General features: G+C 70.1%; 18 protein-coding genes and 1 riboswitch. Of the genes, 8 read left to right on the top strand and 10 right to left on the bottom strand.

Features of this window, described 5'->3' with window-relative positions; translation table 11 throughout:
• Window positions 1–8: 8 nt before the first annotated feature.
• The 5 genes from ON38_RS30740 (at window position 9) to ligD (ending at window position 5,841) form a co-directional block, all read left to right on the top strand.
• Window positions 9–1,361, top strand: coding sequence for a lyase family protein (locus ON38_RS30740; protein WP_039828617.1), 1,353 nt, complete (start codon window positions 9–11; stop codon window positions 1,359–1,361).
• Window positions 1,362–1,403: 42 nt separating this feature from the next.
• On the top strand, window positions 1,404–2,636 hold the full coding sequence (pcaDC, locus tag ON38_RS30735; protein ID WP_039828616.1) for a bifunctional 3-oxoadipate enol-lactonase/4-carboxymuconolactone decarboxylase PcaDC: 1,233 nt from the start codon (window positions 1,404–1,406) through the stop codon (window positions 2,634–2,636).
• Window positions 2,633–3,412: an IclR family transcriptional regulator gene (locus ON38_RS30730; RefSeq protein ID WP_039828615.1), complete on the top strand. Its 780-nt coding sequence runs from the start codon at window positions 2,633–2,635 to the stop codon at window positions 3,410–3,412. The genes pcaDC and ON38_RS30730 overlap by 4 nt, the downstream gene beginning before the upstream one ends.
• Before the next feature lie 19 nt (window positions 3,413–3,431).
• On the top strand, window positions 3,432–4,643 hold the full coding sequence (locus ON38_RS30725; RefSeq protein WP_039828614.1) for an acetyl-CoA C-acetyltransferase: 1,212 nt from the start codon (window positions 3,432–3,434) through the stop codon (window positions 4,641–4,643).
• A gap of 253 nt (window positions 4,644–4,896) precedes the next feature.
• Window positions 4,897–5,841: a non-homologous end-joining DNA ligase gene (gene ligD / locus ON38_RS30720; protein WP_039828679.1), complete on the top strand. Its 945-nt coding sequence runs from the start codon at window positions 4,897–4,899 to the stop codon at window positions 5,839–5,841.
• 152 nt (window positions 5,842–5,993) lie between these two features.
• Here the strand turns inward: ligD and ON38_RS30715 are convergent, their stop codons facing one another.
• Window positions 5,994–7,283 carry an erythromycin esterase family protein gene (locus tag ON38_RS30715; protein ID WP_039828613.1) on the bottom strand — a complete coding sequence of 430 codons (1,290 nt, stop codon included), beginning with the start codon at window positions 7,281–7,283 and terminating at the stop codon, window positions 5,994–5,996.
• Between the two features lie 329 nt (window positions 7,284–7,612).
• On the opposite strand from ON38_RS30715, the gene ON38_RS30710 reads away from it, so the two are divergent.
• Complete coding sequence (locus ON38_RS30710) at window positions 7,613–8,359, top strand: histidine phosphatase family protein (RefSeq protein WP_051165504.1); 747 nt, start codon at window positions 7,613–7,615, stop codon at window positions 8,357–8,359.
• 67 nt (window positions 8,360–8,426) lie between these two features.
• A riboswitch (FMN riboswitch) is annotated at window positions 8,427–8,592 on the top strand.
• 77 nt (window positions 8,593–8,669) lie between these two features.
• Complete coding sequence (locus ON38_RS30705) at window positions 8,670–9,116, top strand: 6,7-dimethyl-8-ribityllumazine synthase (RefSeq protein WP_039828612.1); 447 nt, start codon at window positions 8,670–8,672, stop codon at window positions 9,114–9,116.
• A gap of 69 nt (window positions 9,117–9,185) precedes the next feature.
• Here ON38_RS30705 and ON38_RS38120 read toward each other — a convergent pair whose 3' ends face one another.
• Window positions 9,186–9,599, bottom strand: a complete 414-nt coding sequence (locus ON38_RS38120; protein ID WP_039828611.1) for an SDR family oxidoreductase — start codon at window positions 9,597–9,599, stop codon at window positions 9,186–9,188.
• Between the two features lie 49 nt (window positions 9,600–9,648).
• On the bottom strand, window positions 9,649–10,752 hold the full coding sequence (locus tag ON38_RS30695) for a spore photoproduct lyase family protein (protein WP_051165503.1): 1,104 nt from the start codon (window positions 10,750–10,752) through the stop codon (window positions 9,649–9,651).
• A 161-nt stretch (window positions 10,753–10,913) separates the two neighbouring features.
• On the opposite strand from ON38_RS30695, the gene ON38_RS30690 reads away from it, so the two are divergent.
• Window positions 10,914–11,372 carry an SRPBCC family protein gene (locus ON38_RS30690; RefSeq protein ID WP_039828610.1) on the top strand — a complete coding sequence of 153 codons (459 nt, stop codon included), beginning with the start codon at window positions 10,914–10,916 and terminating at the stop codon, window positions 11,370–11,372.
• 82 nt (window positions 11,373–11,454) lie between these two features.
• On the opposite strand, the gene ON38_RS30685 is transcribed toward ON38_RS30690, so the two are convergent.
• The 7 genes from ON38_RS30685 to ON38_RS30655 all read right to left on the bottom strand — a co-directional run bounded on the left by ON38_RS30685 (window position 11,455) and on the right by ON38_RS30655 (window position 19,373).
• A complete protein-coding gene (locus ON38_RS30685; protein WP_039828609.1) occupies window positions 11,455–12,297 on the bottom strand; it encodes a 3-hydroxyacyl-CoA dehydrogenase family protein in 843 nt (280 codons plus the stop codon).
• Window positions 12,294–13,493, bottom strand: a complete 1,200-nt coding sequence (locus tag ON38_RS30680) for a thiolase family protein (protein WP_039828608.1) — start codon at window positions 13,491–13,493, stop codon at window positions 12,294–12,296. The genes ON38_RS30685 and ON38_RS30680 overlap by 4 nt, the downstream gene beginning before the upstream one ends.
• A 359-nt stretch (window positions 13,494–13,852) precedes the next feature.
• Window positions 13,853–14,983, bottom strand: coding sequence for a CaiB/BaiF CoA transferase family protein (locus ON38_RS30675; protein WP_039828606.1), 1,131 nt, complete (start codon window positions 14,981–14,983; stop codon window positions 13,853–13,855).
• A complete protein-coding gene (locus tag ON38_RS30670; protein WP_039828603.1) occupies window positions 14,980–16,647 on the bottom strand; it encodes an AMP-binding protein in 1,668 nt (555 codons plus the stop codon). Before ON38_RS30670 ends, ON38_RS30675 begins: the two co-directional genes overlap by 4 nt.
• Window positions 16,644–17,711, bottom strand: a complete 1,068-nt coding sequence (locus ON38_RS30665; RefSeq protein WP_039828601.1) for an acyl-CoA dehydrogenase family protein — start codon at window positions 17,709–17,711, stop codon at window positions 16,644–16,646. Before ON38_RS30665 ends, ON38_RS30670 begins: the two co-directional genes overlap by 4 nt.
• A complete protein-coding gene (locus ON38_RS30660) occupies window positions 17,708–18,484 on the bottom strand; it encodes an enoyl-CoA hydratase-related protein (RefSeq protein ID WP_039828600.1) in 777 nt (258 codons plus the stop codon). The genes ON38_RS30665 and ON38_RS30660 overlap by 4 nt, the downstream gene beginning before the upstream one ends.
• A gap of 1 nt (window position 18,485) precedes the next feature.
• Entirely contained in the window at window positions 18,486–19,373 is an 888-nt protein-coding gene (locus ON38_RS30655; RefSeq protein WP_039828598.1) for a 3-hydroxyacyl-CoA dehydrogenase family protein, read from the bottom strand.
• Window positions 19,374–19,380: the final 7 nt, after the last annotated feature.

The raw sequence follows: 19,380 nt of genomic DNA, 5'->3' as shown, positions 1-19,380 counted from the left end.
AGACCAGAGTGCCGCGTGGAGAGCTGTTCGATCCGCTTTTCGGGGCGGCCGAGCTCGGCGCCGCTCTGTCCGATCGTGCCTGGATCACCGCATTGATCCAGGTGGAGTGCGCGCTGGCCCGCGCCCAGGCGGCCACCGGGATGCTCGACGAGAGATACGCGGACGCCATCGACGCGGCCGGTCCGGAGCTGGCCGCGCGACTGGATCCCGAGCAGCTCGGCCACGCCGCGGTGTCAGGCGGGAACCCGGTCATCCCGCTCGTGGGTGAACTGCGGCGGGCCTGCGCCGCGGCCGATGTTCCTCCGGCGGCCGTGCACAAGGGCGCCACCAGCCAGGACATTCTCGACAACGCCCTGGCGCTGCTGGCCCAGCGGGCCGGCACGCTGGTCGTCGACGAGCTGCGCGCCGCGGCGGGCTCCGCCGCGCGCCTGGCCCGCGTTCACCGCGACACCCCGATGGCCGCCCGCACTCTCGGCCAGCAAGCCTTACCCACCACCTTCGGCGCGCTGGCGGCCGGCTGGTGCGTCGCCCTCGACCGGGCGGCGGGTTCGGTGACCGCCGCACTCGCCGATTTCCCGGTCCAGTTCGGTGGTGCCGCGGGGACCCTCGCGGCGCTGTACCCGCACGGCCCGGCGGTCGCCGACGCGCTGGCGGCGGAGCTGGGGCTCGCGCCGCAGCGCGTACCGTGGCACACCGACCGCACACCCGTCGCCGAACTCGCCACGGCTCTGGGTGTGGCCGCCGGTGCGGTGAGCAAGATCGCCACCGATATCGTGGCGCTGTCGGCGACCGAACTCGGCGAGGTCGGCGAGGATTCCCCCGGCGGCTCGTCGGCGATGCCCCATAAACGGAATTCGGTGGCCGCGATCACCGCGCGCGCCGCGGCCCGGCGAGTTCCCGGCCTGGTCGCGACCGCGCTCGGCGCGATGGACCACGAAATGCAGCGCGCCGCCGGAGCCTGGCACGCCGAATGGGAGACGGTCACCGAGTTGCTCCGCCTCGGCGGTGGCGCCGCCCACCGGCTGGCCCAGAGCCTGGCCGGCCTGCGGGTCGATCCGGCGGCGATGTCGCGCAATCTCGCGGTCACCGGCGGCTTGCTGCTGGCCGAACGGGTGACCGCGGCCCTGTCCGAGCACACCGAGCGGGCGCGCGAGATCGTGACCGCCGCGGCCACCGCCGACCCCCCGGCGTTGGACAGCGACCCGGAAATCATCGAATACCTGGGCGCGGACCGGGTCCGGGAACTGCTGGACCCGGCCGGATACCTGGGTCACGCAGCCGATTTCGTCACGCGGGTACTCACCGAACGCGGTGACGAAGCCGCCGATCCGGCGACCCGCGAAGCCGCCGGGCCACGGTGACCCGGAGATATGACGAAGAACCAATCGAACGGAACAGGTGATATGGCGTCGACCGCAACGGATCCGACCACGAGCGTCGAACTCTCCTACCGGGCTTTCGGCCCCGCCGGTGACGCACCGACCGTCGTACTTCTCGGCTCGCTCGGTTCGGACCGGTCGATGTGGGACCCGCAGGTCGCGGCGCTCACCGCCGACCACGAAGTACTCGCCGTCGAACTGCGCGGGCACGGCGAATCCCCGGTTCCGGCAGGCGATTACACCGTGGCCGAGCTCGCCGGCGACGTACTCGCGCTGCTGGACCGGCTGGGCCGCGACGCGGTGCACCTGGTCGGGCTTTCGCTCGGCGGTGCCGTCGCCCAGCGAATCGCCGCCCACCATCACACCCGGGTCCGCACCCTGACCCTGCTCTGCACCGCCGCGAAATTCGGCACCCCGCAGGCCTGGCTCGACCGGGCCGCCGCGGTCCGCGCCGAGGGCACCGGATCGCTCGCCGACGCGGTGGTGAGCCGCTGGTTCACCGACGGCCTCGCCGCCCGTGACCCCGAACTCATCGCCCGCAGCCGGGCCATGGTCACCGCCACGCCGGACGAGGGCTATGCCGCCTGCTGCGTCGCCCTCGCGCACTGGGACGGGCGCCCCGACCTGGCCCGGATCACCGCCCCCACGCTGGTGATCGCCGGCGCCCAGGATCCGGCCACCACACCCGACGATATGCGCCGTCTCGCCGACGGGATCGCGAATTCCGTACTGCACGTGCTCGAACCCGCCGCCCACCTGGCCAATGTCGAACAGGCCGGCCGGATCTCGGCGCTGATCACCGCGCATATCGCCGGTGGGCGCGAACGCACGGCGGCATTCGAGCAGGGCATGCGGGTGCGGCGCGCGGTACTCGGGGACGTCCATGTCGACCGCGCCGTGGCCGGCACCACCGAATTCACCGAGCCGTTCCAGGATTTCATCACCCGTACCGCCTGGGGCGATGTGTGGAGCCGGCCCGGCCTGGACCAGCACACCCGGCGCCTGCTCACTCTCGCCGTACTCACCGCCGTGGGCAATACCCACGAGCTCGATATGCACATCCGCGCGGCACTGCGAGCCGGTGTCGAGCCTTCCGAACTCGCCGAGGTGTTCCTGCACACCGCGGTCTACGCGGGTGTGCCGAACAGTAACCTCGCCTTCGGACTCGGCAAGGCGGCGCTGGCCGACGGCGTCGGGTCCCGCCCGGCCGACGACACCGCGGCCGGACCCGCCGACGAGGAAACACATCGACCATGACCGAACCCTCCCCGGACTACGTGCAATCGCTGGGCCGCGGCCTCGCCGTGATCCGTTCCTTCGACGCCGGCCATCCCCGGCGCACCCTCAGCGAAGTCGCCAAGGCCACCGAGCTGACCCGGGCGACCGCGCGCCGCTTCCTGCTCACCCTGGTGGAACTGGGGTACGTGCGCACCGACGGCTCGCTGTTCTGGCTCACCCCGCGGGTGCTGGAACTCGGCTACAGCTATCTGTCGAGCCTGAGCCTGCCCGAGGTCGCCGGGCCCCATCTGGAGCACCTGGCCAACCAGGTACACGAATCGACCTCGGTGTCCATCCTCGACGGCGAGGACATCGTCTACGTGGCCCGGGTACCGGTCAGCCGCATCATGACCGTCTCGATCACCATCGGGACCCGGTTCCCCGCCTACAGCACCTCGATGGGCCGGGTACTGCTGGCCGGCCTCACCGAGGCGGCGTTCGAGGAATACCTCGCGAAAGTCACCCTCACCCCACTCACCGACCGCACCGTCCTCACCGGCGACGAACTGCGCGAACAGGTACGCCGCACCCGGGAAGCCGGCTACTGCCTGGTCGATCAGGAACTCGAGCAGGGATTGCGCTCGATGGCCGCTCCCATTCGCGACCACACCGGCACGGTATGCGCCGCGGTGAACATCTCCACCCATGCCGCCCGATACACCGCCGAGAGCGTGCGGGCCGACCTGTTGCCTCCGCTGCTGGCCACGGCTGCGGCCATCAGCAGCGATCTCGCGCAGGTACAGAACCGCGCCTGAACAACGACGAAGGAATGCCATGATCGACGCCGTCATCTGCGAACCCCTGCGCACCCCGGTGGGCCGGTTCGGCGGGGTGTTCAAAGATGTCGCCCCGGAAACCCTGGCCGCCGGCCTGATCACCGAACTCCTCGACCGCACCGGCCTGTCCGCGGACCAGATCGACGACGTCGTCCTCGGCCAGGCCTCCCCCAACGGCGAAGCACCGGCCATCGGCCGGGTCGCGGCGCTGGACGCCGGACTCGGAGTCGAGGTGCCCGGCCTCCAGGTGGACCGGCGCTGCGGCTCGGGACTGCAGGCCGTATTGCAGGCGTGTATGCAGGTCGCCACCGGCGGTAGCGATCTGGTGCTGGCCGGCGGCACGGAGTCGATGAGCCGGGCGGAGTTCTACGCCACCGATATGCGCTGGGGTGTCAGGGGCGACGGTATCGCCTTGAACGACCGGCTGGCCCGGGCCCGGGTCAGCGCGGGGGGCAGCAACTTCCCGGTGCCGGGCGGCATGATCGAAACCGCGGAGAACCTGCGCGCCGAATACTCCATCGGGCGGGCGGAGCAGGACGCGCTGGCGGTGCAGTCACATCAGCGGGCCGTCGCCGCCCAGCGGGCGGGCCGGTTCGCCGACGAGATCGTCGGGGTCGCGGTGCCGCAGCGGAAAACGGACCCGATCCTGGTCGATACCGACGAACACCCCCGGGCCGACACCACCGTAGAAGCCCTGGCAAGACTGCGCCCGATCCGCGGCGGTGTCGATCCGGAGGCCACGGTGACCGCCGGAAACGCCAGCGGTCAGAACGACGGCGCCGCGCTCTGTATCGTCACCACCGCCGCCCGCGCCCGCGCCCTGGGCCTGCGGCCACTGGCCCGCCTCGCCTCCTGGGCCGTCGCCGGGGTACCGCCGCGCACCATGGGTATCGGCCCGGTCCCCGCGACCGAAAAGGCTTTGGCGCGACTGGGTCTCACGCTCGACGATATGTCGGTCATCGAGCTGAACGAAGCCTTCGCCGCGCAGACCCTCGCGGTACTGCGCAACTGGAAGATCGAGCCCGAGGACGAACGACTCAATCCCAACGGTTCGGGCATCTCCCTGGGGCACCCGGTGGGCGCCACCGGGGCCCGCATCCTCGCCACCCTGCTGCGCGAACTGGACCGCCGGGAGGGCCGCTACGGTCTGGAGACCATGTGTATCGGCGGTGGGCAGGGACTGGCGGCGGTCTTCGAACGCATCACCTAGGAATCGCCCGGGCGGACTCCCGGGAACGCCCTCCCGCGTGTCTGCCCGACCACCGCGTGAACACGCCGTATTCTGCGCCCGACCAGGCTTTATCCAGCTGCGGCGAGCAGGAGGTAGGCATGGCGGGCGGAACCGGATGTGACCGGGACGCGGCCACGGTATTCCGGTGGCGCCGCAGCGCGCCTCCGGCCGTGGTCGCCTACCGGATCACCGGCCGCTGAGCCCCGCAGGCCGGGCGGCGGTCCCGGCGCCGATGCTCGCCACCTCGGGCAGCCCGCCCGACCACCCGGACTGGGCGGTGGAGATGAAATGGGACGGGGTCCGCGCCATCGTGATCAACTCGGGCGCGCAGTGCCGTCTCTACAGCCGCAACCGCCGTGAGATCACCGGCTCCTATCCCGACCTGGTCACCGCGCTGACCGGCTACCTCGGCGGCCGCGACCTGGTGCTCGACGGTGAGATCATCGCCCAGACCCCGGACGGGGCGCCGTCGTTCCGCCTGCTGCAGCGCCGCATGCACGTCGCGCGGCCGAGCCGGGCGCTGATCGGTGCGGTACCGGTGCAGCTGTTCCTGTTCGACATCCTCACCGACACCGGCGCGGACGTGACCGGGCTGACCTACCTCGACCGCCGCGACCGCCTGCAGGCGCTGGCACTGAACACCGCTCCGCTGCAGACGCCGCCGTACTGGGTGGGTGCCCCCGCCGACCGGTTGCTCGGCGTAGCACGGGACAACGGGCTGGAGGGCATCGTCTCCAAACGCCTGGACTCGACCTACCAGCCCGGTCGCCGATCCCGGGCCTGGATCAAGACTCCGATCCGCGAGACCACCGAGGCCGTCGTGGCGGGCTGGACCGCCGGCAGCGGCTCGGCGGGTGCGACATTCGGCTCGCTGATCCTGGCCGCCCACGACGCCGACGGTCGGCTGGTGCACATCGGCAATGTGGGCACCGGGTTCACAACCGCCGCCCGCCGGGCCCTGCGAGCCCGGCTCGACGAGATCGCCCGCCCGGATGCGCTGTTCCCACTGACCCGGGGACGCTTCGGGCGCCCCGGGACGCCGCACTGGGTGGATCCGGTGCTGGTCGCCGATATCGAATACCGCGAGTACACCGGCGAAGGCCTGCGGCACCCGTCTTGGCGGGGTCTGCGCAATGACAAGACCCCGGACGAGGTGGACCTCCCGGGCTCGCATTGAGCCGGCTGCCGCGCCGGCCCTTCCCGTCGCACCACCCCGGGACAGTGGGTCCGCGACCGCTGGGCCCCCGCTGCCCGGGGCGCTCGTGAACAGGCGGGCTCCTCATCTCGAATCGGTGCGGCGGCGGGATGGCCCGATGTGCTCATGCGGTGTCACACCGGGCATTTTCGGCTTTCGACGTTGGTTACGGTCGAGCTCGCAGTACCGAGGACCGCGTCGAAGGCCTCGGCGACGGGGGTGTGCACGTACGCGCTCTGGATCCGGATGCGGTCGGGGCAGCCGGTCGCCTGTGCCCGGGCCCGGCGCAGATCGGCGAGACCGAGCCCGAGGCCGGCCTCGGCGAACGCGGCCTCGATACTGCCCGATTCGGGTGGCTGCAGCGGGTTGTCCTCGATGGCGAAGCCGAACGGCGCCTCCTCGTCGGGACGCATGTCGGCGGTGTTTCCGGCGATACTGGTCAGCGCGAGGGCGAAGTAGTCATCGCCCAGGCGGTCGTGCAGATACTGCCCCATGGGTAACCCCGTGAGCTCGCCGTCGAAGCAGACCGGCGTCCGCTGGATATGCGCGTTGTGGGCCGCCAGCACGATGCGGCCGCCCGGTCCGGAACGTTCCAGATGCCATTGCACCGATTCGGCCATATAGAAGTCCCGCGCCGAAGTGTCGGCGGTCGGTCCGCTGCCGGAGTACAGGCCGGCCATCGCGCGAAACCCGAAGTCGGCGTGACAGGCGGCCTCGAGCCGACGCAGGGCGATATCGTAACTGTGTTGATCACCTCGGGCTGTGTACAGCGGTGCGACAGCACGGAACCTGATGAGCAGACGCGCCAGGATCGCGCTGAGAGCGTCCTGCTCGGCGGTGGCCAGCCGGGTCCAGGCCGGCGCGGCCGCTGCGGCGGAGGCACCGGCGAACGACTCGGCGATCCGGATGGCCTGCCGAATCGCCGGTAGTGCCTCGGCATCGACGTGGCTCAGATAGTCGGCGACCGGGACCAGGGCGGGCAGTAAGGACCCACCGGCCGCCGGGATATCGATCCCGGCGAACCGCACCCGCACGTCGGCGGTGGTGTTGTACCGGCGTATCCAGCGCAGCGGTTCCGCGACCCCCACCGGAATCGCCGCGGCCAGATGTGCCGCCAGGTCCTCGTCCGTGCCGTCCCCCTGAGCCCAGGCGTCCAGGGCGAAGCCTTCGCTGAAGCCGTATTCGAAGGCCAGGACGGTGAATCCGCAGCGCTCGACCAGGAACCGCAGGATGCGCCGGCGCAGGAGCGAGAACTCGGTGATGAAGTGGGAATTCTCGCCGAGGGCGACGACACGTGCGTCGCCGATGATCTCGCGCAGGGGCTCCAGGTCGTCCATCGGAGCCGCGGGGTCGAGATGGGCGAGCTCGACGGCATGGTCGCCGAGCCAGTCTGCGAAGGAGTCGGGGTGGGGCGCGGCGGGCATGTGGACGGCTCGATTCTGTTGTCGAAATGGTTGCCGGTGGGCGCGGTGGGCCGTCGCACGAGGCGTACGCGCGGCCCTCCGAATACGACCGTGTCCTTTCCCGGGAACGCGCCGCGGCGGCGAGTCGGCCGGGCAGAGTTGCCCATACTAGTGCGACTACTGTCGCATTAAGATAGCGGCACCGCATGCCTCGGGCAACCGGATTCACCGCGACGACTCTTCGAGCACCCGGACCCGACCACTCATCCGCCGCCGATCCCGCGGCGACGCAGCGTCCGGCTGTCCGGAAGTTCCGGACAGCCGGGCGTCGACCGGTACATCCTCTGGGTATGAGTACGCAGCCGCCCGCCGACCCCGCAGTTCCCGGCGCGCCCGAATATCCCCGCGGGCATCGCGACACCGCGAACCCGCGCCTGCTCTACGCCGTCCGGCACGGCCAGAGCACCGTCAATGCCGGATTCCGCCCCGCGACCCCCGCCGAAGCCGACGATATGGTCATCGAACTGACCGATCTGGGCGCACGCCAGTCCGTCGCCCTCGGCCGATGGATCGCCGCGCTGCCGCCGGAGCAGCTCCCGGAGATCGTCCTGTGCTCACCGTATCGCCGGGCGGTACAGACCTGGCAACTCGCCGAAGCCGAACTCCGGACGGCCGGCGTGACGCCGCCCTGCCGGGTGACCGACCCGCGGCTGTACGACCGCTTCCGCGGCACTCTGGCACACATTCCCCTCTCCGAAGTCCGGGAGCGGTATCCCGAACAGTACGCGGCCGAACAGGCCGACCCGCTCGGCTACCGGCCGCCCGGCGGCGAATCCTTCCTCGATGTCGCCGCCCGCTTATCAGGGGTGCTCGACCGCATCGCCGCCGATACCCGGCACCAACGGGTACTGATCGTCGCGCACGACGCGGTGATCCTGATGCTGCGCCGCCTGCTCGAGCACCTCGACGACACCGCGACACTCGCCGTCGCCGCCCGGGGACTGGCCGGGAACGCGTCGGTGACCGCGTGGACGTGCGAGGCCGGCGACTACCGCCTGCTGTACTACGACCGCCGCGAGCACCTTCCGCGAACATGACGGTCCGGGCCGGGCGGACAACCGCCGGCTTGTCCCGAGGTCGCGGCATTGTTACTGTCCGATCTGTACACGTTCTCAGGGCGGGGTGGAATTCCCCACCGGCGGTCATGGCATCCGGTCGGATCCGGTGCACGAGCCCGCGAGCGCCACAGTGTCCTCGGACGCCGTGGGTCGAGCAGATTCCGGTGTGATCCCGGAGCCGACGGTCACAGTCCGGATGGAAGAGAACGCGGCACCGGAGCGCCCGCGTGCGGGTGGCTCCTGTTCGCGTCGTCATGCCCTGGGTGACACAGCGAGCAGGAGGAACAGAATGTCACCCACCCCGAACCGCATCGCACTCGTCGCCGCCCGATGGCACGCCGATATCGTCGACCGGGCCGTCGCGGCCTGCCGGGCCGGGCTCTGCGAGCGCGGCATCGTCGATATCGATGTGATCGAAGTTCCCGGCGCCTTCGAAATCCCGCTGCGCATCAAACAACTGGCCGCCACCGGCCGCTACGCCGGCCTGGCGGGCTGCGCCCTGGTGGTGGACGGCGGTATCTACCGGCACGACTTCGTGGCGGCGACCGTGGTGGACGCGTTGATGCGCGTACAACTCGACACCGGTGTACCGGTCTTCTCGGCGGTCCTGACCCCGCATCACTTCCACGAACACACCGAGCATCTGGAGTACTTCACCCGGCACTTCGAGATCAAGGGCGCGGAACTGGCCGCGGCGATCGCGGCCACGGTGACCGCGGAGCCGATCCCAGTCTGATCGCTGATACCGGAAGCCGCCGGGCGGGCAGACCCCCGGCGGCATTCCGGTCGTCCGGATCGGCACACCTCAGAGCTGCGAGCCCCCGCCGTCCACGACGAGTTCGGCTCCGGTCGTGTAGGTGGCGTCGAACGCCGGGAACAACACTGCCCGGGCGACCTCGGCCGGGGTTCCCATACGCAGCATCGGATTGTCCGCGGCCATCTGCGCCTTGGCCTGCTCCGCCGCGTTTCGCCCGGGCGGCCGCGGAAGCCCGCGCCGCTGGGCCTCCTGCTCGTCGACACTTTCGAGGGCAAGCTGGAAGTGGCCGCCGACGGGCGGCCCCTCGCCATCGTGCCCGTCGACGACCGGCGCAGTACGCTCCGCTACGATCTCGCGGTGATCCCCATCGACGGCATCGAACCGTGCCAGGTGGCCGTGTTCACCCGCGCCGGCGAACACGATCCGCTCGTCGCGAGCTTCCTGGAATCCGCGAAAGAGCATCTCCGCCGGGGTAACACCCGCGGTCGCCGACCGTTGCGGTCCCGGCGGCTCAGAACGCGTAGCGCACCGTCAACCAGGGTGCCCGCTCGGCGATGAGACCGGTGAGGGTATCGACACCGGCGACTTTGATGTTGTTGCGGTAGCGCACGTTCCACATCCCCGAACCCGAGCGCTTGGCCTGCTGGACGGCCGGCTGCCACAGCAGGTCCTCGGCTTTCGGATGCCAGCCGAGGTTGACCTCGTGCAACTGTTCGTTGTGGGTGAGCATGATGATCTCGGCGGCCGCCTGCGCCTTGAAGGCGGCCCCGGTGCCGTCGCCGAGCTGTTCCAGCAGTTCGGCCCAGTCCCGTTCCCAGCCGGGGCGGACGACGACCGGGGAGAAGTTGACGTGGACCTCGTAGCCCGCCGCCACGAAGTCGTCGATGGCGGCGATCCGCTGCCGGATCGGTGTGGTCCGCAGGTCGAGCAGCCGCGAGTCGGCCTCGGGCATGAGCGAGAACCGGATCCGCGTCCGGCCCCGCGGGTCCAGATCGAGCAGGTCGCGGTTGACGTATTTGGTCGCGAACGAGGCCTTCGCGGTGGGCCAGGCGCGGAACGCGGTGATCAGGTCGGCGACATTGTCACTGACCAGTGCGTCGACCGAGCAGTCGCTGTTCTCCCCCAGGTCGTAGACCCACGCCTGCGGATCGCACTGGTTGGGCAGCGTCTTGGGCCCCTGTCTGCGCACATGCCGGCCGAGGTAGCCGACGATCTTGTCGATATTGGTGAACACCGTGATCGGGTTGGCATACCCCTTGCGACGGGGAACGTAGCAGTAGGCGCACGCCATCGCGCAGCCGTTGGACGTCGACGGGGCGATCCAATCGGCCGACCGCCCGTTCTCCCGGGCCGTCAGCGACTTCTTGACCCCGAGCACCAGGTCCTCGGTCTTGACCCGGATCCACCGGTCGATATTGCCCGCGTTGCCGTGCAACCGGTCGATATTCCAGTGGGACGCGACCGGGATGATCTCGGCGTCGGGGAAGCGCGCGCGCACCTGCTGACCGCGCGGGCTCGCCAGCGCCTCCGGTTCGGCCCACAGGCGACGGATATCCAGCAGTCGGGGGCCCGGTGTGGACCGTGCCGGGCTCTGAGCCGCGGGGGAGGCAGTCATGGTCCCTGCCTACTCCACACCTCCGACATTCCGGCGCGCACCGGGCCCCGGGTGTCCGGCGACACGACCGGGTACCACCTGCCACGATCGCTCCGTAACCTGGAAGGACACGCGTAGTTCCTGGTCGACGAGATGAAGCCACCGCGTATACGGGAGCACCCATGTCCACTCTCCACTTCACGGAAACGACCGACGCGACACCCGAACAGTTCGTCGCCGCGCTCACCGATTTCGGGCCCGGCCGTGAGCAGCTGTTCGGCAACAGTGCCGACAAATACCTCGAGGTACACCATCGCGGTCCCACCGAGGCCGACGTCACGGAGGGGTCGCGCGGAATCTGGGAACGGCTGCACTACGACTGGTCGGACCCGCACCGGGTGGTCATGACCACCACCGACTCCAACCTGTGGGGCGGCCACTCCGGCCACACCTACCGCTTCACCCCCCGCCCCGACGGAAAGACCGAGGTGGACGTCGTCGTGGTTCGCGAGGGTAAGAACGCGACTGGTCGAGCGCTCGGCGCCGTGGTCGGGTCGGTCGGCCGGGGCGTGCTCAGGAACGCGTTCCGGAAGACGGTGGAAGCCGTGGAAGCCCGCAACAGCGGGACGAACCAGGGGTGAAGCCGGGACAACCGGCTGCCGGCCGGGCGAAGCATCGCACGTTCTGTCGTCCGCCGCGGACCGGCCGCCCGTCGTGGCGTGTTCACCAGGTGTAGAAGCCCCGGCCCGTCTTCCGGCCGAGATGCCCGGCGGCGATCTTCGCCCGAAGGATCGCCGGTGGCTCGAACCGGGGGCCGACTTCACGCGCGAGGTGTTCGGCGATGGCGAGCCGAACGTCCAGGCCGACCACATCAGTGGTACGCAGCGGCCCCATCGGATGTTTATAGCCCAGCGCCATCGCCGCGTCGATGTCCTCGGCCGAGGCGACGCCGTCCTCGAGCATGCGCATGGCCTCGAGAGCGATCGCGACACCCAGCCGTGATGAGGCGAACCCGGGCGAGTCGGTGACCGTGATCGCGGTCTTATCGAGCGCCGCCACCCAGCGTTGCGCCTCGGCGACCACCGCGGCGTCGGTACGGCCGCCGACCACGATCTCGACCAGGCCGCTCGCCGGAACCGGGTTGAAGAAGTGCAGGCCGAGGAAGGTGCCCGGGCGCGTCAGCTGCGCCGCCAGCCCGTCGATCGACAGCGAGCTGGTGTTGGTGGCCACGACGGCGTCGGGCGCTTCCTTCTCGATCCGGTCGAGCACGGTCGCCTTCAGCTCGGCGATCTCGGGGACCGCTTCCACCACGAGACCGGCCGCGGCCAAGGCGGAGGTGTCGGTGGTGACGGTGAGCCGGGCGGTCACCGATTCGGGTGCCTCGGCGAGGGTGCCGCGCGCCGCGGCCGTGGCCAGACTCGACTCCACCCGGCCGCGGGCCGCGGCCACTGCGTCCGGATCGGCTTCGACGACGGTCACCCCCGCGCCCGCCAGCAGGAAGGCATGCGCGATACCCGCCCCCATGCGGCCGCCCCCGTAGACCCCCACTCTGGTTGGCAGATTCATCGTTTCTCCGATTCCGATGCGGTGTTCTCCAGTACGACGGCCAGCGCCTGGCCGACGCCGATACAGAGGGCGGCGACTCCCCACCGCTGTCCCCCGGCGATCAGCCGCCCGGCCAGCGTGCCGAGGATCCGGGTGCCGGAGGCGCCTAGCGGATGGCCGAGCGCAATGGCGCCGCCCCAGGTGTTGACGATCTCCGGGTCGATCTTCCAGGCATCGACGCAGGCCAGCGCCTGGATGGCGAAAGCCTCGTTGAGTTCCACCGCGGCCACGTCCGGCCAGCCGATCCCGGCCCGGTCCAGTGCGGCCTCGGCGGCCGCCACGGGCGCGATCCCGAAATCCTGCGGGTCGAGGGCAGAGCTTCCCCGCCCCGCGATCCGGGCCAGCGGGGTGCTCCCGATCCGGGCGGCCGCCGCCGCGGAACCGAGCAGCAGCGCCGACGCTCCGTCGCTCAACGGACTGGCATTACCCGCGGTGATCGTTCCGTCCGGCCGGAAGGACGGTTTCAGTCCGGCCAGGCGTTCCATATCGGAATCCGGCCGGATCCCTTCGTCGCGCGCGAGGTCGGTCCCGGGGACGGGGATCACCAGATCGTCGTACCGTCCCGCTTCCCATGCGGCGTGAGCCAGCGTGTGCGAACGCACCGCGAATTCGTCCTGCCGTGCCCGCGAGATGTGGAACCGGCCGGCGAGTTGTTCATTGCATTCCCCCAGCGACACCGTCCACTCGGCAGGCATCCGAGTGTTGACCAGGCGCCAGCCGAGTGTGGTTGATACCGCGGTCACGTCACCGGCCGGATGGGCGCGATCCGGTTTGGGCAGCACCCACGGCGCCCGGGTCATCGACTCGACACCACCGGCCAATGCGATGTCGACGTCACCGGTTTCGATACTCCGCGAGGCGATCATCGCCGCGTCCAGGGACGAACCGCAGAGCCGGTTCACGGTCGTCGCCGGTACCGAGGTCGGCAGCCCGGCCAGCAGGACCGCCATCCGGCCGACATTGCGGTTGTCCTCGCCCGCCCCGTTCGCGTTGCCCCACACCACATCCCCGATCTCGGCGGAATCGAGCGCGGGCGCCTTTCCCAGTACGCCGGTCACGGCGGTCGCGGCGAGATCGTCCGGGCGGACGCCGGCCAGTGCGCCGCCGAAACGCCCGAACGGAGTGCGGGCCGCCGCATAGACATACGCCTCAGTCATTGTTCCTCCGTGCCACGAGAAGCGTTTTGGTATCGCGCTGGACGATCGTTCCGTCCCGGTCGAGAACGGTGCCGCCGAATTCCACGACCCCGCGGTCCGGGCGGTCCGCCGACTCCCGCCGGGTGCGGACCGCATACTTCGCGTGAATCGAGCCCCGGATTCGATTGGCGTGAGGAAGTTCCGCGCGCCGATCCCGAGGAAGGCGACGATTGACTCATCGAGCTCAACGGGGCCGGGCACGAGGTCGGGAACCTCCTCGACCACCAGGGCGAGGGCGGCCCGAATTCCCTGACCAGTACAGCACGCATGACGGATTCCTGTTCGAAGTAGAGAGGAGTGGCCGGCGATCGGGCGCCGGATCAGGACCAGGGCGAGGTATCGGGCAGGGATGCCAGCGCCGGATACGGACGGGTGCCGCCCACCTGCCGCAGGGACGGGTCCACCGGACTCGCCAGCGTGGCGAAGGATTCGCCCGGCTCGCCGGGCCGCGACACCCGCTCTGGCGCGTCGGTATCGACCAGCCCGATTCGGACCGCCTCGTCCCAGGTGGCGACCACCACAGTGCACACGTCCTCACCCTCGAGCAGCTGCCGCCAGTAGGTGGCCGGCTGCCGGGCGAAGATATCGCCGAGAGCCGCGATCACCGCCTGCTCCTGCCCCGCGTCGTCGTGGAACTTCTCGTCCAGGCCGACGAGTTCGACCAGCCGGTCCCAGAATTTCTGTTCCAGTGCGGCACAGGCCACATGGCGGCCGTCGGACGTGGGATAGATGTGGTACCGCGGACTACCGCCGGTCAGCTGTTCCGCGCCCGGCCGGGGCCAGGCGCCACCCGCCTGGTGCGTGGCGATATAGCCGTATGCCAGGACCTGCAGATTGTGGGCCATCGAGACCTGGAGGTGGCATCCGGCACCGGTGCGTTCGGCCTGCCGTAACGCCAACAGGATATTGACCACGGCCGGGTAGGTGCCGGCCGAGATATCGGCGAGCACCGAGACCGGCAGGGACGGCCGACCGGCGGTGTCGGTGACCACGCCCAGCAAACCCGATTCCGCCAGATAGTTCAGGTCGTGACCGGCCCGGGCCGCGAGCGGTCCCGACGGGCCGTAGCCGGTGATCGAGCAGTAGACCACGCGCGGATTGATCGCCGCGATCGCGTCGTAGCCCAGACCGAGCCGGTCGGCCACACGCGGACGGAACTGCTCCACGACCACATCGGCTTCGGCGGCGAGAGCGAGCACCCGGTCGCGCTGCTCCGGATCCTTGAAGTCCACTCCGTAGGCGCGTTTGCCCCGGTTGAGGACGGCGTAGTTGGCACTGGCCTCGCCGAATTTCGGTTCGTAGGTGCGCATTTCGTCACCACGGCCGGGCCGTTCGAGTTTGACGACATCGGCGCCCGCGTCTGCCAGCATCAGCGTGGCCAGCGGACCCGGTAGCAACGTCGACAGATCGAGTACCTTCACACCCGTGAGCGGGAGTCCGGTGGCGGTCATGCGAGCATCTCCCGTAGCTTGAACTTCTGGACCTTTCCGCTCGGCGTCATCGGCAGTTCGGGAAGCCGCACGATGCGCTCCGGCAGGTAATGCTTGGAAAGGCCCTGCGCGAGAAGGTATTGCGCGAGGGTCTCCACCGTGAGCTCGGGCGCGCCTTCCTCGACGACCACTACTGCGCAGACCCGCTCACCGAGTCGTTCGTCGGGGACACCGATCACCGCGATGTTCAGGATGTCGGGATGGTCGAAGATCGCCGACTCCACATCGGTGACCGGAATGTTCTCGCCGCCGCGAATGATGATGTCCTTGGTGCGCCCGTGCAGCGACAGCCAGCCGTGCTCGTCCACACTCGCCCGATCACCGGTCCGGAACCACAGGCCCGGCAGGTAGGCGTCCTCGGTCGCGTCCGGTCGGTCGAAATAGCCGAACACCACACCGGGACCGCGCATCAGCAGATCGCCGACCGTACCCGGCGGCATCTCGTTACCGTCGATATCGACGACCTTGACCGCCGAGCCCGCGAAGATCGACCCGTCGGTCCGCTGGATGGCGTCGGGCTCGAGCGGCGTGCACGAACTCATGATGCTGCACTCGGTCAGGCCCCAGGCCGGGGCGATGTAGGCACCGAGCGCGGCACCCGCCTGGGCGGGCAGGTTCCGCGGTACCGACGATCCCGCGACGATCAGGCAGCGCAGCGGGCAGTCCGGGTCGCCCGCGAGGTCCGTACGCATCATGTCCTGCAGGAAGGTGGGCGCCCCGAAGAAGGAGGTGATCCCCTCATCTCTGACCACCTCGGCGCCCCAGGCGGGGTCCCAGCGGTCCACATGTACCGCGGTGCCGCACAGCAGCACGGTCATGACGATGCCCCACTCGAAGCCGGTGTGGTGACCGGCGGGTGAGGCGACCAACTGGACCATCGGATCGCCCCACAGGGAGATACCCACGTGTTCGGCCTGCCGGCGGGCCGCGTAGATCAGGGTGTCGTGGCTGTGCATGGCCCCTTTCGGCTCACCCGTGGTGCCCGAGGTGAACCCGAGGTAGCACAACCGGTCCGGCTCGGGGTCGGCGAACGTCCGGTCAGGCGCCTCGGCATGAGCCGACCACAGCGATTCACCGTCGCGCAGGCCGGTGCCGTCGTCGTCGAGGACGAGCACATGCTCGAGGGTGGGGATCTCGGCGCGCAGCCTGCGGGACAGCTCGAGGTGTTCGTTGCTGCGCCAGCGCCGCGGGATGACGAGCACTTTCGCCTTGCTGCGGCGCAGGATGGCGGCGGCCTGGTTCTCGCCGTAGGCGACCGGGATACCGGCGTAGATCGCGCCGATCTCGTTGATCCCGAACACCATTTCGGCGTACTCGACCCAATTCGGCAGCATGAGCACGACGGCATCGCCGACACCCACGCCGAGCGAGGCGAACACCGCGGCGGCACGGTGGGCGTTGCGGTCGAACTCGCGGTAGGTCCGGGTCTCGCGGCGGCCGTCGCTGCGACGTCCGACCAGCGCCGTCCGGTCCGGGTGCCGCTCGGCCGCCTCGGTGAGCAGCGAACGGATGGAGCGGTTCTCCCACCAGCCCGCCGCCCGCCACTGTGCGGCCGTGGCGTCGTCGACCGGGGTGTACTGGCCGTCGAGAACCTCGGTCAGCGATCTGTTGGTGGATGCACTCACGACGCGTCCTTCCTGATTGCCGTGGCAATGGGCGGGAGCCCGGCCAGCGCCCGGGCTACGGCGGTGGCCGCCCCACCCGGATCCGTCGCGGCGCGTAGCGATATCGCGTCACGCAATCGCCGTTCGGCGCCGTATTCGGTCAGGTATCCGTATCCACCGTGTGCCTGCAGTGCGCCGGCGGCGGCCTCGATCGCGCCCTCGCAGGCTTCGCGTAGCGCGGCCAGCACCGCGACCTCGTCCTCGGCGCCGAAGGCCGCCGCGGTACTCACCGCCGCCCGCGCGGCCTGGCCCAGCAGGGCCTGTCGCACGGTGGGCAGCGCGGTCAGGGGCGCACCGAACTGCTCACGACCCGAGGCGTATTCCGCCGCGGCGTCGGCCGCCGCACCAGCGATTCCCGCCGCCACGGCGGCCGCGCCCAGACGCAGCCGCCGCCGCGCCGCCGCGGTGTCCACACTGTCGAGGTCGTGGTACTCGCCGGGGCGGGCGTCGACCTCCAGGGAGCGGGTCAGCGCGCCGCCGAAACCGGTGCGCCGCAGCGGCTCCGGGGTGAGCGCGACCGGCGGCAGCAGCACCGCGTGACCCGCGTCGCCGAGCAGCAGCAGATGCGGCCGTTCGGCCGCGGCGTCCACCCGGGCCACGGTCCCACTCAGGGTGCCGCCTTGTCGGGTGAGCCGTACCTGTGCCGCCGTCGCGTCGACGACCGCGACAGCGGCCGTACCGGCATGCAGGCCGGTGACCAGGTCGGCGAATCGCTGGTCGGCGCCGAGTACGTCAATGGCGGTATGGGCCTGTGCCGCGGCCCAGCCCAGCGCCGGCCAGGCACGGCCGAGTCGTTCGAAGACGAGCGCCGTGGTCGCCCTGTCGGCGCCCCCACCGCCGGTCTCCTCGGCGGTGCCCAGTGTCCAGACGCCGAGCGCGGCGAGTTCGGTGACCAGTCCGGCGACCTGTTCCGGTTCGTCGGCTAGCACCGGGTTGTGCGCGGCCGCGAAAGCGTCGAGCATATCCCGCAGATCGCGCTGATCCCTGTCGAGCGCGGGTCCCCGCCAGGTGTCCGACGGGGTCACGACCAGAAACTCTCGGTGTCGGGGCGGCGCCGCTCACCGAAGGAAGCATTCACCTCATGGGCCTCTTTCGTCTGTAGGTAGAGCGAGAGCTGCTGATCGTGCGCCATCCGGGCCTGTCCCGAGACACCGTTGTGGCGGGCCGAGAACGCCCCTTTCATACCCGCCAGGGCCAGCGGGCTGCGGGTGGTGATCTCCGCGGCCACCTCCGCGGCGCGGGCGGCCAGCTCGGCGGGCGGGACCACCTCGTTGACCAGTCCCATGTCCAGCGCCTGGGCGGCGGTGTACTTGCGGTTGAGGTACCACATCTCCTTGGCGCGTTTGCGGCCGATGGTGTCCTCCAGGTACCAGCTGCCGTACCCGGCGTCGAAGCTGCCGACCATCGGGCCGACCTGCCGGAACACCGCGGTCTCGGCGGCGATGCTCAGATCGCAGACGGTGTGCAGCACATTGCCGCCGCCGACCGCGAAACCGTTGACCGCGGCCACGATCGGCTTCGGGATGGTGTCGATCGCCTGGTACACATCGATGATCGGCAGCACCTGGGACTGGTCCAGCGAGGTGACCGGATCGTGTTCACCGCCGATGCAGAAGAACTTGTCGCCGGCGCCGGTCAGTACGGCCGCGCGCAACTGCGGGTCCAGCCGGAACTTCTGGAGCGCGTCGAAGAGCTCGAGGCAGGTTTGGTGCCGGAACTTGTTCCCGGCGTCGGGGCGATCGATGGTGATGGTCAGAACCGGCCCGTCGATGCTGGTGCGAATATCGTCGTAGCTCATCTCAGCTGTTCTCCTCACGGGACGGGGCGGTACGGAATCCGTGGCCGGTCTTGGTGCCCAGCCGTCCGGCGGCCACCATCCGGCGCAGCAGCGGCGGCGGTGCGTAACGAGGGTCGCCGGTGGCCGCGTGGGCGGCCTCGGTGGCGTGCAGGTGCACGTCGAGACCGATCATGTCGAGCAGTTTCAGGGGTCCGGTCTGGTAGCCCAGACCCAGTTCCAGCGCGGTGTCGATGTCCTCGGCAGTGGCCAGGCCCTCGTCGTACTCGGCCACGACATCATTGAGATAGGGCAGCAGCAGCGCGTTGATCAGGAAACCCGGTCGGTCGTCGACCACCACCGCGACTTTGTCGTCGAGGGTGTCGACGAGTGCCACCAGCCGATCGATCAGCTCCTCCGCGCTCTGCAGCGCCCGCACGATCTCCACCGTGCGCATGATCGGCGCCGGATTGAAGAAGTGCAGGCCCGCCACGCGGCCCGGTGCGGGTAGCCCGGCCGCGAGATCGGTGACCGACAGCGCGGAGGTGTTGGTGAGCAGCGGGATCCGCTCCCCCACCACCGCCGCGACCTCGGTGAGCAGTGTTGTTTTCACTTCGGCGTTCTCGGTCACGGATTCGAGCACAGCATCGACTCCGCGCAGGTCCGCGACCGAGGTGGTGCCGGTGATCCGGCCCAGCACCGCGCGCTTGTCCGACTCGGTGACCTTGCCTCGGGCGATCCCGCCGTCGAGGAAGGCAGCCACTGTCGCCAGCCCCGCGTCGAGACGGGCGGTATCGGTGTCGACGGCGACGACCGTGCGGCCCGAGGCGGCGAATACCTGGGCGATGCCCGCGCCCATGGTGCCGAGGCCGAGGACACCGATCGTCGCGAAGCCGGGAGTGGACTCACTCATGTTCTCT

This window comes from Nocardia testacea NBRC 100365, assembly GCF_000308775.1.
Lineage (GTDB): Bacteria > Actinomycetota > Actinomycetes > Mycobacteriales > Mycobacteriaceae > Nocardia > Nocardia testacea.
Note: the sequence above shows the minus strand (reverse complement) of the source record. Positions and strands in the feature narration are given on the sequence as shown.

Coding starts and splice junctions, on each gene's coding strand:
- ON38_RS30690 (WP_039828610.1), top strand. CDS start 10,914: ATGTCCACTCTCCACTTCACGGAAACGACCGACGCGACACCCGAACAG.
- pcaDC (WP_039828616.1), top strand. CDS start 1,404: ATGGCGTCGACCGCAACGGATCCGACCACGAGCGTCGAACTCTCCTAC.
- ON38_RS30695 (WP_051165503.1), bottom strand. CDS start 10,752: ATGACTGCCTCCCCCGCGGCTCAGAGCCCGGCACGGTCCACACCGGGC.
- ON38_RS30725 (WP_039828614.1), top strand. CDS start 3,432: ATGATCGACGCCGTCATCTGCGAACCCCTGCGCACCCCGGTGGGCCGG.
- ligD (WP_039828679.1), top strand. CDS start 4,897: ATGCTCGCCACCTCGGGCAGCCCGCCCGACCACCCGGACTGGGCGGTG.
- ON38_RS30710 (WP_051165504.1), top strand. CDS start 7,613: ATGAGTACGCAGCCGCCCGCCGACCCCGCAGTTCCCGGCGCGCCCGAA.
- ON38_RS38120 (WP_039828611.1), bottom strand. CDS start 9,599: ATGCTCTTTCGCGGATTCCAGGAAGCTCGCGACGAGCGGATCGTGTTC.
- ON38_RS30730 (WP_039828615.1), top strand. CDS start 2,633: ATGACCGAACCCTCCCCGGACTACGTGCAATCGCTGGGCCGCGGCCTC.
- ON38_RS30685 (WP_039828609.1), bottom strand. CDS start 12,297: ATGAATCTGCCAACCAGAGTGGGGGTCTACGGGGGCGGCCGCATGGGG.
- ON38_RS30715 (WP_039828613.1), bottom strand. CDS start 7,283: ATGCCCGCCGCGCCCCACCCCGACTCCTTCGCAGACTGGCTCGGCGAC.
- ON38_RS30675 (WP_039828606.1), bottom strand. CDS start 14,983: ATGACCGCCACCGGACTCCCGCTCACGGGTGTGAAGGTACTCGATCTG.
- ON38_RS30705 (WP_039828612.1), top strand. CDS start 8,670: ATGTCACCCACCCCGAACCGCATCGCACTCGTCGCCGCCCGATGGCAC.
- ON38_RS30655 (WP_039828598.1), bottom strand. CDS start 19,373: ATGAGTGAGTCCACTCCCGGCTTCGCGACGATCGGTGTCCTCGGCCTC.
- ON38_RS30680 (WP_039828608.1), bottom strand. CDS start 13,493: ATGACTGAGGCGTATGTCTATGCGGCGGCCCGCACTCCGTTCGGGCGT.
- ON38_RS30660 (WP_039828600.1), bottom strand. CDS start 18,484: ATGAGCTACGACGATATTCGCACCAGCATCGACGGGCCGGTTCTGACC.